The following is an 11,905-nucleotide window of genomic DNA, read 5'->3' as shown; positions in this document are numbered from 1 at the left end:
TCGCGGAGACCGACCATGAGCGCTGGAGCCTACAATCCCCCCTGCGGAGGCCTGCCCGGCCAGACGCGGCTGATGACGGGCCGGGCGGTGTTCACCGAGGCCTACGCGGTGATCCCCCACGGCGTGATGAGCGACATCGTCACCAGCCGCCTGCCGGGCTGGGACGATGCCCAGGCCTGGATCTTGGCCCGGCCGCTCTCGGGCTTCGCCGAGACCTTCGCCCAGTACCTCATGGAGGTCGCCCCCGGCGGCGGCAGCCAGGCCCCCGAGCCGGAGCCGCAGGCGCAGGGCGTCCTGTTCGTGGTCGCCGGCACGGCCAACCTCACACTGGACGGTGCGCGCCACCCCCTGCGGCCGGGCAGCTACGCCTACCTCGCCCCCGGCGCCGCCTGGGCCCTGCGCAACGACGGCCACGAACCCGTGCGCTTCCACTGGGTCCGCAAGGCCTACCAGCCCGCCGCCGGCCTGGACGCGCCGAGCTCCTTCGTCACGCACGAGTCGGCGGTCGAGCCGGCCGGCATGGTCGGCACCGACGGTGCCTGGGCGACCACGCGCTTCGTCGCCTCCGACGACCTGCGCCACGACATGCACGTCAACATCGTCAGCCTGCGCCCGGGCGCCTCGATCCCGTTCGAGGAGACCCACGTCATGGAGCACGGGCTGTTCGTGCTGGAGGGCAAGGCGGTCTACCGGCTGAACCGCGACTGGGTCGAGGTCGAGGCGGGCGACTTCATGTGGCTGCGCGCCTTCTGCCCGCAGGCCTGCTACGCGGGTGGCCCGGGCCCGTTCCGGTACCTGCTGTACAAGGACGTCAACCGGCACCCGGCGCTGGCGCCGCGCGGGCTCGGCCGGTGAGCGCGGACCCCCGCACGCTCGTCGCCCGGCCGCTCACGGCCGAGGCGTTCGCGCCATTCGGCACGGTGATCGACGCGGCCGCGGTGGCGCCGCGGCCGATGAACGGCGGGATGGCGCGCCGCTTCCACGACATGGCGGCGGTCGAGGTCGTCGGCGAGGGCTCGCGCGTGGTGATCGGGCTCGTGGAGGCGCAGCCCTACCCGATGCCGCTGCGGCTCGACCTCGTTGAACGGCATCCGCTGGGCGCGCAGGCATTCCTGCCACTGAGCGCGGCGCCGTTCCTGGTGGTGGTCTGCCCGGACGCGAGCGGGCGTCCCGGGCCGCCGCGCGCCTTCGTGACGGCGCCGGGGCAGGGGATCTGCTACGCGCGCAACACGTGGCACGGCGTGCTGACGCCCTACGGCCAGCCGCAGGACTTCGTCGTGGTCGACCGCGGCGGCCCGGGCGCGAACCTCGAGGAACACACCTTCGCCGAGCCCTGGACGGTGCATCTGCCCGGCCAGGACTGAAGGCCGGCGCGGATCGCGCCATCCGCGCCGTCGCCGCGCGACCTCGGTCACGCGCGTGCGGGACCGCCACGCGCGGTGCAGAGCGTGTCAGGGGGCACCCGGATGCAATCATTCCCGGGGGCGAGGCTGCGAAAGTCCGTTGACTGGCACCGGTCAGCGGCTATCGAGGCCGCAACCAGAGAGTCCGCACCAACGCGGACCCGAGGAAACGCCGGGCCGGCAGGCCCGCACCGGAAAGGCCGCCATGTCACTGGACCGCACGCCCCTGTCCCGCCGCCGATTCCTGGTGACCGGCTCGACGGCCCTCGTCGCCGGCACGCTGGCGGCCCCGCACGTGGCGCGGGCGCAGAAGGCAGAGTTCACCTACAAATACGCCAACAACCTGCCCGACACGCACCCGATGAACATCCGCGCCCGCGAGATGGCGGAGGCGCTCCGCACTGAGACCGGCGGCCGGTTCGACCTCAAGATCTTCCCGACGAGTCAGCTCGGCTCCGACACCGACACGCTGAGCCAGCTGCGCTCGGGCAGCGTCGAATTCTTCACGATGTCGCCCCTGATCCTCTCGACCCTGGTGCCCAACGCGTCGATCAACGGCATCGGCTACGCCTTCCCGAGCTACGATGCCGTCTGGCCGGCCATGGACGGCGAGCTCGGCGCCTGGGTCCGCCAGCAGATCGCCAAGGCCGGCCTCGTCGCCATGGAGAAGATCTGGGACAACGGCTACCGGCAGACCACCTCGTCCACCCGGCCGATCGCCACGCCCGACGACTTCAAGGGCTTCCGGATCCGCGTCCCGGTCTCGCCGCTCTGGACCTCGATGTTCAAGGCCTTCGACGCGGCACCCGCCTCGATCAACCTGAACGAGACCTACTCGGCCCTGCAGACCAAGATCGTCGAAGGCCAGGAGAACCCGCTCGCGGTCATCTCCACGACGAAGTTCTACGAGGTGCAGAAGTACTGCTCGCTCACGAACCACATGTGGGATGGGTACTGGTTCCTGGCGAACCGCCGCGCCTGGGAGCGCCTCCCGCCGGACCTGCGCGAGACGGTCGCCCGCCACATCAACGCCGCCGGGATGAAGGAGCGGGCCGATGTCGCCCAGCTCAACGCCAACCTGCAGGCGGAACTCTCGAAGAACGGCATGGTCTTCAACAAGCCCGACCCTGAGCCCTTCCGCGACAAGCTGCGGAAGGCCGGGTTCTACGCCGAGTGGAAGGGCCGGTACGGCGAGGAGGGCTGGTCGCTGCTCGAGAAGGCCTGCGGGAAGCTCACCTGATGGTCGCCGCGGGGGCGCCGCGCGGCGGGGTCGCGCCGTGCTCCCGGCGGGTGATGAATCTCGCCCATTTCCTGCGGAGGGCCGCGCGCCGGTTTCCGGACGCGATAGGGCTCGCCTGGGGTGCGCGGCACTGGACCTGGGCCGAGCTCGACGCCCGTGTCGACGCGATGGCGGCGGCGCTCGCCGCCCGCGGCGTGACCAAGGGTGACCGCGTGCTGGTCCAGGCGCGCAACAGCAACCAGCTCTTCGAGTCGATGTTCGTCTGCTTCCGGCTGGGGGCGGTCTGGGTGCCGGCCAATTTCCGGCAGACACCCGCGGAGATCGCCTATCTGGCGCGCGCCAGCGGCGCCTCCACGCTGATCTGCGGCGCGGGGTTTCCGGACCACGCCGCCGCCGTGCGCGAGGCCTGCCCCGACCTGGACCGCGTCGTCGAGATCGGGGGCGCAACCTTCGGAGCCGATTACGACACGCTCGTCGCCGACCATCGGGGCGCGGCCGCCCCCGTCGCCGATGTCGAGCACGACGATCCGTGCTGGTTCTTCTTCACCTCGGGGACGACGGGCCGCCCGAAGGCGGCGGTCCTGACACACGGCCAGATGGCCTTCGTCATCACCAACCACCTCTGCGACCTGATGCCGGGCACGACGGAGGCCGACGCGTCCCTGGTCGTCGCGCCGCTGTCGCATGGGGCCGGCATCCACCAGCTCGCGCAGGTCGCGGCCGGCACCAAGACAGTGCTGACCGCCGGCGAGCGGCTGGACCCCGCGGAGGTCTGGGCGCTCGTCGAGGCGTGGCGCGTCACGAACCTCTTCACCGTGCCGACCATCGTGAAGCTTCTGACCGAGCATCCGGCCGTGGCGGCGCACGATCATTCGAGCCTGCGCCACGTCATCTACGCGGGCGCGCCGATGTACCGGGCGGACCAGCAGCACGCGCTGCGGGTGCTCGGCCCGGTGCTGGTGCAGTACTTTGGCCTGGGCGAGGTGACCGGCAACATCACGGTGCTGCCGCCTCGCCTGCACGCGGCCGAGGACGGGCCGGACGTGAAGGTCGGCACCTGCGGGTTCGAGCGCACCGGCATGCAGGTCCAGATCCAGGACACGGAGGGCCGCGAATGTTCGCCCGGCGCCACCGGGGAGATCTGCGTCTGCGGCCCAGCCGTGTTCGCGGGCTACTACGACAATCCGGAGGCCAACGCGGCGGCCTTCCGCGACGGTTGGTTCCGGACCGGCGATCTCGGCCACCTGGACGCGGAAGGCTTCCTGTTCATCACCGGCCGCGCCTCGGACATGTACATCTCCGGCGGCTCGAACGTGTATCCGCGCGAGATCGAGGAGAAGCTCCTGACCCATCCGGCAATCACCGAGGCCGCGATCCTCGGCGTGCCGGATCCCGCCTGGGGCGAGGTCGGCGTCGCGGTCTGCGTCGCGCGTCCCGGAACCGCGGTGGAGGAGGGCGAGCTGATCGCGTGGCTGTCGGCCGACGTCGCCCGCTACAAGCTGCCGCGGCGCGTGTACTTCTGGGACTCCCTGCCGAAGTCCGGCTACGGCAAGGTGACGAAGCGCGCGATCCGCGAGGGACTGGAAGAGCGGGGCGACCTGCCTCTCGACGGGCGGACGGTCCGACAGAGCCGATGAGGCACTCGGCGATCCCGCCCGGTCGATGCGGCGCCCTCTGTCCTCGCGCCGCCGAACGGATCTGATCCCCTCGCGAGGCCGGCTGTGTCCAAGCCGGCACCGACTCGGTACGAGGATCCGAGCGCGCGTCGCCGCCGCACTGCACCGACCGACGGCAGACATACGTCCGAGGCGAACGGCCCGGTCCGCTTCGCTCCGCGCGCATCATGATCCCGCTGCATGACAGCTCGGAGATGCGGAGCCCCTGACATGTCCCCACGGCCCGCGCATATTGCATTGCAGCAATCCGGGCGCCCCGCCCGGCCCTGAGCGGGATCCGAATCCGATGACAGTGCTCGCGAACCTCGTCAGCCGTCTCGAGGATGCAGTGCGACGCGCCGCGGCCGAACGCTACGCCGAGCAGCGCGAGCGGATCATTCGCACCGGCGGCGCCGGCATGATCTGACCGCGCTCGGCGCCTACGCCTTGGTCGCGGTCGTCAGAGGAAGCCGATCGAGAACCAGGGGACAAGGATGATGACGAGGAGGCCGATCAGCAGGGCCACGATGTAGCCGACGATCGGGCGCATCCCGGCATCGGGATGGATCCGGCTGATGGCGCAGGCCGCGTAGTAGCCGACGCCGAAGGGCGGGGCGAACAGGCCGATTCCCATCGCGAGGATCACCACCATCGCGTAGTGGACCTCGTGGACGCCGACCGCCCGCGCGATCGGGAACAGGAGCGGCCCGAACAGCACGATCGCCGGGATGCCCTCCAGCACCGAGCCCAGGATGATGAAGGCGAAGGCCGAGACGAACAGGAAGCCGAGCGCGCCGCCCGGCAGGCTCTTCATTACCTCGGCGAGCGTCTGAGAGAAGCCCGACTGCGTCAGCGCCCACGCCATCCCGGTGGCCGCGCCGATGATCAGGAGGATCGCGCCGGACAGGGTCGCTGTGGTCACCAGCATCGGGTAGAGCCGCCGCCACTCGAACTGGCGGTAGATCAGCAGACCTGCCAGAGCCGCGTAGACGATGCCGATGGTCGAGACCTCGGTGGCGGTGGCGATTCCCTCGACGACAGCGAAGCGGATCACGAAGGGCAGGGCGAGCGCCGGGATCGCGACCAGGAAGGCGCGGCCGATGACGCGGCCCGACGGACGGGCCACGTGGCTCAGGTCCTCGCGGCGGTAGCGCCACCAGACCAGCGCGCACAGCGTCGCGGCCAGAACGAGGCCCGGGAGCAGGCCGCCGGTGAACAGGGCGGTGATCGAGACGCCGGTGACCGAGCCGATCGTGATCAGCACGATCGAGGGCGGGATTGTTTCGGTTTGCGCACCGGTGGTGGCGAGCAGAGCGACGAGATCGCCCTCCTTGGCGCCCCGGGCCTTCATCTCGGGGAACAGCACCGGCGCCACGGCCGCCATGTCGGCGGCCTTCGAGCCGGAGATGCCCGAGACGAGGTACATCGCCCCGACCAGAACGTAGTGCAGGCCGCCGCGCACGTGGCCCAGCAACGAGGCCAGGAACCCGACCATGGCGCGGGCCATGCCGGTCATCTCGATCAGCAGGCCGAGGAACACGAAGAGCGGCACAGCGAGCAGGATGAGGTGGCTCATGCCCTCGTCCATGCGGCCGACCACCACCATGGAGGGCGCGTCGGTGGTGAGCGCGATGTAGGCGAAGGTCGAGAGGCCGAACGCGAAGGCGATCGGCACACCGGAGAAGACCAGCGCGCCGACGCCGACGACGAAGAACAGCAGCAGGTTGAGATTGCCGAGGTTGGCGAGCCACGGCTGCAGCGCCAGCAGGCCCGCGGCAACGCCGCCGCCGAGGACCAGCGCCCCCGCGGTCAGCTTCCAGTCGGCGGTCTCGAGGAGGCGGATGAGGGCCACGATCAGCATGAGGCCGAGGCCGATCGGCAGGGCGGCGGCGCGCCAGGCGTTGTTGAGCTCCAGAGCCGGCGTCTGGACGAAGGTCTCCTCGCTGGCGAACTCGAAGGCCGGCTCCAGCAGCAGGGCCACGAAGATCAGGCCGGCGACCAGAGCAACGGTCTCCAGGAAGGCGCGCAGACGCGGGCCGCTCATGGCCACGAAGGCGGTCATGCGCATGTGCTCGGCGCGCCGGAAGGCGACCACGGCGCCCAGCATGGCGAGCCACAGGAACAGGATCGAGGCGAGTTCGTCCGACCAGATGATGGGGTCACGGAACACGTAACGGCTGACGACACCGCCGAGCAGCACCGCGATCTCGGCCAGGACGAGCAGCGCCGCCGGGATCTCCACGAGGTAGCCGAGCCCGGCATCCAGCCGGCGCAGCCAGCCCCGGGCGCGCAGTGGCGGTCCCGACAACCCAATCCCAGCCGTCGACTCGACGGCCGCAACATCGATCTGCATGGCGCCCCTCCGTCGGAGCCGCTCCCGACGCCGCTGGCGGCGGGATCGGCCCACATGCGTCTTCGCGTGTTTCTCGTGGTGCGTCTCGGCGCGCCTTCGCTCTCCGATACCGTTATCCGGTCCGCCGGCAAACACTTCCGGTCGGTCCGCGCGATCCGTCCTCAGGATGCGGGCGTGCCGCGCCGCCGTACTTCCTTCTCCAGTCCCTACGTGTGGCCGCCCCGGCGCCGCTCGGGATCGCGCCAGCGGTTCGGTGTCCGAGCCCTGCCCATGGGCGGGTCACGGCTCCGTCTCCCGGAAGCCGTCGGTCTCCTCGCGAAACGTGTCGAGCGCCGCGAGCGACCGTAAGGTCGGGTCCGGTGCGGCGCCGGGCGAAGATGCGCAGGCCGACAGGGCGAGCGCCGGCGGTAGCAGACGCTGGAGGCCGAGGCGCGTCTCGGGCGTCGGACGGCGCGTCAGGGCTTCGGTCCGCGCGAGTTCCGCCGTCGACTTCCGGCGGATCCGGGCCCGTCGTCGCATGGCCCGTGCCGCGTCAGGCCCCCGCGCCGTTGAGCAGGCGGTAGGCGCGGATCACCTGGCTGTCGTCGGCGGCGCCGTCGCCGCGCCCCGCGCTCGAGACGAAGAGCTGGTGGGCGAGCGCCGCGAGCGGCAGCGCCGCCCCGACGCCGCGGCCGGCTTCGAGCACGATGCCGAGGTCCTTGACGAAGATGTCGACCGCGCTCGTGACCCGGGGCGCGTCCTCCAGCATCCGGGGACCGCGGTCACGCAGCATCCAGCTGGCGGCCGAGGAACCCGAGAGGATCTCCAGACACACGCCGAGGTCGACGCCGACCTGCCCGGCGAGCGCCAGCGCCTCGGCGGCCGCGGCGATGTGCACGCCGCACAGGAGCTGGTTGACGGCCTTCACGGTGGCGCCCTGTCCGGGTCGCTCGCCGACGTGGAAGATCCGGTCGCCCAAGGCGTCGAGAACCGGCCTCAGCGCGGCGAGGGTCCCCGCGGGCGCCGCCGCCATGACGGTGAGGGTGCCGGCCTGCGCGCCGACGACCCCGCCCGAGACCGGCGCGTCGACGAAGCGGCGGCCGGACGCCGCGACGCGCTCGGCGAGGTGCTCCACCGATCGCGGCGGGCAGGTCGCCATCAGGACCGCGATGCCGTCCGGCGCGAGGGCTTCGAGGGCGCCCTGCGCGAACAGCACGTCCTCGGCCTGCGCGGCGTTCACCACCATGAGGAGGAGCGCGTCGGCGCCCGCGGCGGCTGCGGCCGGCGTGTCGGCCGCGGCCCCGCCGGCCGCCGCGAAGGCGCCCCGGCTCTCGGGCCGCAGGTCGTAGCCGCGGACGGCGAATCCCGCCGCGACCAGGTTGGTCGCCATCGGCAGGCCCATGGCGCCGAGGCCGACGAGGGCGATCTGGCTCAGAGCCATGCGCGGATGCTCCGTGCCATCGCGGTGGCCGAGATACCGTAGCGGTCGTGGAGCGTCGGCAGGGCGCCGGCGTCGAGGAACTCGTCCGGCAGCCCGATCTGGCGGAAGCCGCGGCCCGGTCCGACGCCCGCGCGCATGAGGAGACCGGCCACCGCCTCGCCGAGCCCGCCGATCACGCTGTGATTCTCGGCGACCACCACGAGCCGGCCGCCGCGCCCGGCCTCGTGGAGGATCGTCGCCGCGTCGAGGGGCTTGATCGTCGGCACGTGCAGCACCGCCACGTCGACCCGGTCGTCGCGCAGGGCCTCGGCGACCTCCAGGGCGCGCATGGTCATGAGGCCCGAAGAGATCACGAGGACGTCGCGGCCGTCGCGGATCGTCTTGGCCTTGCCGAGCTCGAACCGGTAGCCGTACGCGTCGAGCACGAGGGGGACGTTGCCGCGCAGGAGCCGCAGGTAGACCGGCCCCCTGTGGGCCGCCATGGCGGGGACGACCTGCTCGATCTCGTGGGCGTCGCAGGGGTCGATGATCGTGAGGTTCGGCATCCCGCGGAAGATCGCGAGATCCTCCGTCGCCTGGTGGCTCGGGCCGTAGCCCGTGGTCAGGCCGGGCAGGGCGCAGGCGATCTTGACGTCGAGATTCTCCTCCGCGATCGCGAGGCAGATGAAGTCGTAGGCGCGCCGCGCCGCGAACACCGCGTAGGTGGTGGCGAAGGGCGTGAATCCCTCCCGGGCGAGGCCCGCGGCCGCGCTCATCAGCAGCTGCTCGGCCATCCCCATCTGGTAGAAGCGCTCGGGATGGGCCTGCGCGAAGATGTGCAGGTCCGTGTATTTCGACAGGTCGGCCGAGAGGCCGACGATGTCGGGGCGCGTCTCGGCGAGTGCGACCAGGGCGTGGCCGAAGGGCGCGGCCTTCGTGCGCTGCCCGGGCGCAGCGAGTGAGGCGATCATCGCCGAGGTCGTGGCGCCGCCGGCCGCGCGGAGGGAGGGCCTCTCGTACTTGGAGCGTCTCACCGCGCTCTCCCCTCGTCCAGGATCGCCAGGGCCCGCTGCCACTCGTCCGGCTCGACCCGCAGGAAGTGGTTGCGCTCGCGCGTCTCCAGGAACGGCACGCCCTTCGCCATGCGGGTGTCGCAGATGATGATCCGGGGCCGCGGGCCGGGGTGGTCGCGGGCGGCGTCGAAGGCCCGGACCAGCGCGTCGATGTCGTTGCCGTCGACCCGCTGCACGAACCAGTTAAAGGCCTCGAATTTCGGTGCGAGCGGCTCGAAGTCGAGCACCCCGGTCGAGGCGCCGTCCGCCTGCATGCCGTTCACGTCGACGAGGCCGATCAGGTTGTCGAGCCTGAACGAGCCGGCCGACATCGCGGCCTCCCAGGTCGAGCCCTCGTTCAGCTCGCCGTCGGAGAACAGGTTGTAGACGAAGCTCCGGGAGCGCTTCCGCTTCAGCCCGAGCGCCATGCCGACCGCGATGCCGAGCCCGTGGCCCAGCGAGCCGCCGGTGATCTCCATGCCGGGCGTGTAGGCGGCCATGCCGGACATCGGCAGGCGGCTGTCGTCGCCGCCGTAGCTCGCCAGCTCGTCCTCGGGGAGGATCTCGGCCTCGATCAGGGCCGCGTAGAGGGCGATGGCGTAGTGGCCGATCGACAGCAGGAAGCGGTCGCGACCCTCCCATTCGGGATCCGCGGGCCGGTAGGTGAGGGCGTGGAAGTAGCTCACCGCCAGCACGTCGGCGATGCCGAGCGCCTGGGCGATATAGCCCTGGCCCTGAACCTCGCCCATGCGCAGGGCGTGGCGGCGGATGCGATAGGCGCGCTCGGCGAGCGGCACGTTGGAGCCGGCGCGCGGCCGCTCGGTCGGGACGTCGATCGCCACGTCGGCCTCCTCAGTGGATCAGCATGCCGCCGTTCACGTCGATCACCGCGCCGGTGATGTACGTGGACAGGTCGGAGGCGAGGAACAGGCAGGCGTTGGCGACGTCGTCCGCCACACCGAGGCGCCCGAGCGGGATGCCGCTGGCGATCTCGGCTGTCAGCTCGGGCGTGAGCTTGCCGCCCGTGATGTCGGTCTGGATCAGGCCAGGGGTCACGGAATTCACCCGCACCCCGTCGGGCCCCAACTCCCGGGCCATCGCTTTCGCCAAGCCGAGGACGCCACCTTTGGCGGCGCTGTAATGGGGCCCGCCGAAGATGCCGCCGCCCCGCTGGGCCGAGACCGACGACATGCACACGATCGCGCCTGAGCCCCGGCCGCGCATCGTCGGGATCACCGCCTGGCTCATGTAGAGCGTGCCGCGCAGATTCACGTCGGTGACCGCGTCGTAGTCCTCCGGCTCGATCTCCATGATCCTGAGAGGCTGGGTGATGCCGGCGTTGTTGACGAGCACGTCGATGCGCCCGAGGCGGCCGACGATCTCATCCGCCGCCGCAGAGCAGGCCGCCCGGTCGGTGACGTCGCAGGCCAAGCCGACATGGCCCGGCCCGATGTCGCGGGCGGCGGCCTCGGCCTGGCCGACGTCGAGATCGAGGACGGCGACGCGGGCGCCGTGGCGCGCGAAGAGCCGCGCGGTGGCCTTGCCGATGCCGCGGGCGGAGGCTGCGCCGGTGATCACGCACACCCGGTCGTTCAACAGCATGGAAGAGTCCTCCCGCCGATCCGCGACTGCGCGGGATCGAACCTGTCGTCGCGACGGGAGACACCGGGCCGTCAGCCGCGCGTCGAGTCCTGAGGCCGCGGATCGAGCACTCTGCGGCGTCGTCTTCTCGCGCCTGTCTTGTCGGGAGGAGAGTGTCGGCGCGGCGCGCCCGCGACAAACGCGGAATTTGCACCCGCAGGTGAATCCCGGTCATCTTTGTCCGCGTTCAGGCGAGGTCGGGACCCAGCGGTACCCCGAGCTCCTCGGTCAGCCATCGCGCGAAGACCCGGAGCGGCGCCCGCCGGCGCGCGTCGGCCGGACAGACGAAGTGGTGGCCGACGTAGCTGAGGTCCTGCGAGCGCCCGGACAACGGGGCGACGAGGCGCCCGGTCGCCAGTTCCCGCTCGGCGAGGCGGGTGGATTCCAGGGCGACGCCGAGGCCGTCCGCGGCGGCCGCCAGGGCCAGGAAGCTCCGGTCGAAGCGGATGCCCGCGCTCGGCTGCGTCGCGAGTCGGTTCCGCTCGAACCAGTGTGTCCAGCGCACCTGCTTGTTGTCGCTCTGGATCAGGGTCTGCGCCAGCAGATCGGACGGCTCGCGGATCCGGGCCGCCCGCGCCGGGTCGCAGAGCGGCGTGACGGTCTCCGGGCCCAGCGGCAGCCGCACCAGACCTTCGCCGCGGGGCGGTCCGTACACGATGTCGGCATCGAACTCGTCGGTGATGAACCGGGCGTAGTCCATGCCCGCGGCGAGCCGCACTTCGACGCCCGGATGGGCGCTCAGGAACCGGGCCAGCCGCGGCGCCAGCCACTGCGCGGCGAAGCTCGGCGCGCAGTGCAGCCTGAGCAATTGCGGCCCGCGATTGGCCACGAGATCGAAGCCGCGGTCCAGTTCCGCGAAGGCGCGGCCGACATGGTCGCGGAGCGCCTCCCCGGCCGGTGTCGGCGCGATGCCCTGGCCCACCCGCTCGAACAGCGCGACGCCCAGGGTCTCTTCCATCTTGCGCAGGGCATGGCTGACCGCGCTCGGGGACAGGTTGAGTTCACCGGCCGCGGCCTTGAACGACCGCCGCCGCGCGGCAGCCTCGAAGATCCGGACGGCGGAGAGGGGTACGGGCGGCCTCATCGCGGGTAGAATGGGCCGCGACCGGCGCTGCTGGCAACGGGGCCGGCCGCAACACCGGTATTGCGGCCGGCGTGCGGC

11 protein-coding genes are annotated in these 11,905 nt (G+C 71.7%); 4 read left to right on the top strand and 7 right to left on the bottom strand.

From position 1 onward, the window contains the following. Nucleotides 1-15: 15 nt before the first annotated feature. The 4 genes from BKE41_RS15980 to BKE41_RS15965 all read left to right on the top strand — a co-directional run bounded on the left by BKE41_RS15980 (nucleotide 16) and on the right by BKE41_RS15965 (nucleotide 4,280). The gene (locus BKE41_RS15980; protein ID WP_070999813.1) at nucleotides 16-855 is read left to right on the top strand and encodes a bifunctional allantoicase/(S)-ureidoglycine aminohydrolase; all 840 of its coding nucleotides are present in this window, start codon (nucleotides 16-18) and stop codon (nucleotides 853-855) included. Then, on the top strand, nucleotides 852-1,364 hold the full coding sequence (locus tag BKE41_RS15975) for an ureidoglycolate lyase (RefSeq protein WP_070999812.1): 513 nt from the start codon (nucleotides 852-854) through the stop codon (nucleotides 1,362-1,364). The genes BKE41_RS15980 and BKE41_RS15975 overlap by 4 nt, the downstream gene beginning before the upstream one ends. A gap of 244 nt (nucleotides 1,365-1,608) precedes the next feature. Next, entirely contained in the window at nucleotides 1,609-2,643 is a 1,035-nt protein-coding gene (locus BKE41_RS15970; protein ID WP_012319960.1) for a TRAP transporter substrate-binding protein, read from the top strand. Further along, complete coding sequence (locus BKE41_RS15965; RefSeq protein ID WP_070999811.1) at nucleotides 2,643-4,280, top strand: acyl-CoA synthetase; 1,638 nt, start codon at nucleotides 2,643-2,645, stop codon at nucleotides 4,278-4,280. The genes BKE41_RS15970 and BKE41_RS15965 overlap by 1 nt, the downstream gene beginning before the upstream one ends. A 478-nt stretch (nucleotides 4,281-4,758) precedes the next feature. Here the strand turns inward: BKE41_RS15965 and BKE41_RS15960 are convergent, their stop codons facing one another. From BKE41_RS15960 to BKE41_RS15930, 7 genes are all read right to left on the bottom strand, one after another. Further along, nucleotides 4,759-6,651, bottom strand: a complete 1,893-nt coding sequence (locus tag BKE41_RS15960; RefSeq protein WP_012319957.1) for a TRAP transporter large permease subunit — start codon at nucleotides 6,649-6,651, stop codon at nucleotides 4,759-4,761. A gap of 279 nt (nucleotides 6,652-6,930) precedes the next feature. After that, nucleotides 6,931-7,170: a hypothetical protein gene (locus BKE41_RS15955; protein WP_012319956.1), complete on the bottom strand. Its 240-nt coding sequence runs from the start codon at nucleotides 7,168-7,170 to the stop codon at nucleotides 6,931-6,933. A gap of 13 nt (nucleotides 7,171-7,183) precedes the next feature. Next, nucleotides 7,184-8,071, bottom strand: a complete 888-nt coding sequence (locus BKE41_RS15950) for an NAD(P)-dependent oxidoreductase (protein ID WP_070999810.1) — start codon at nucleotides 8,069-8,071, stop codon at nucleotides 7,184-7,186. Then, complete coding sequence (locus BKE41_RS15945; RefSeq protein ID WP_070999809.1) at nucleotides 8,062-9,084, bottom strand: transketolase family protein; 1,023 nt, start codon at nucleotides 9,082-9,084, stop codon at nucleotides 8,062-8,064. The genes BKE41_RS15950 and BKE41_RS15945 overlap by 10 nt, the downstream gene beginning before the upstream one ends. Further along, nucleotides 9,081-9,944 (bottom strand): transketolase, encoded by an 864-nt coding sequence (locus tag BKE41_RS15940; protein WP_029360996.1) that lies wholly within the window; start codon nucleotides 9,942-9,944, stop codon nucleotides 9,081-9,083. The genes BKE41_RS15945 and BKE41_RS15940 overlap by 4 nt, the downstream gene beginning before the upstream one ends. A 10-nt stretch (nucleotides 9,945-9,954) precedes the next feature. Then, a complete protein-coding gene (locus BKE41_RS15935; protein WP_012319952.1) occupies nucleotides 9,955-10,704 on the bottom strand; it encodes an SDR family NAD(P)-dependent oxidoreductase in 750 nt (249 codons plus the stop codon). Nucleotides 10,705-10,930: 226 nt separating this feature from the next. Then, nucleotides 10,931-11,827, bottom strand: coding sequence for a LysR substrate-binding domain-containing protein (locus BKE41_RS15930; protein ID WP_012319951.1), 897 nt, complete (start codon nucleotides 11,825-11,827; stop codon nucleotides 10,931-10,933). Nucleotides 11,828-11,905 lie beyond the last annotated feature (78 nt).

The sequence above is a fragment of the Methylobacterium sp. C1 genome (assembly GCF_001854385.1).
Classification (GTDB): Bacteria; Pseudomonadota; Alphaproteobacteria; order Rhizobiales; family Beijerinckiaceae; genus Methylobacterium; species Methylobacterium radiotolerans.
The sequence above is the reverse complement of the archived record's forward strand: the minus strand, read 5'-3'. Positions and strand labels throughout refer to the sequence as shown.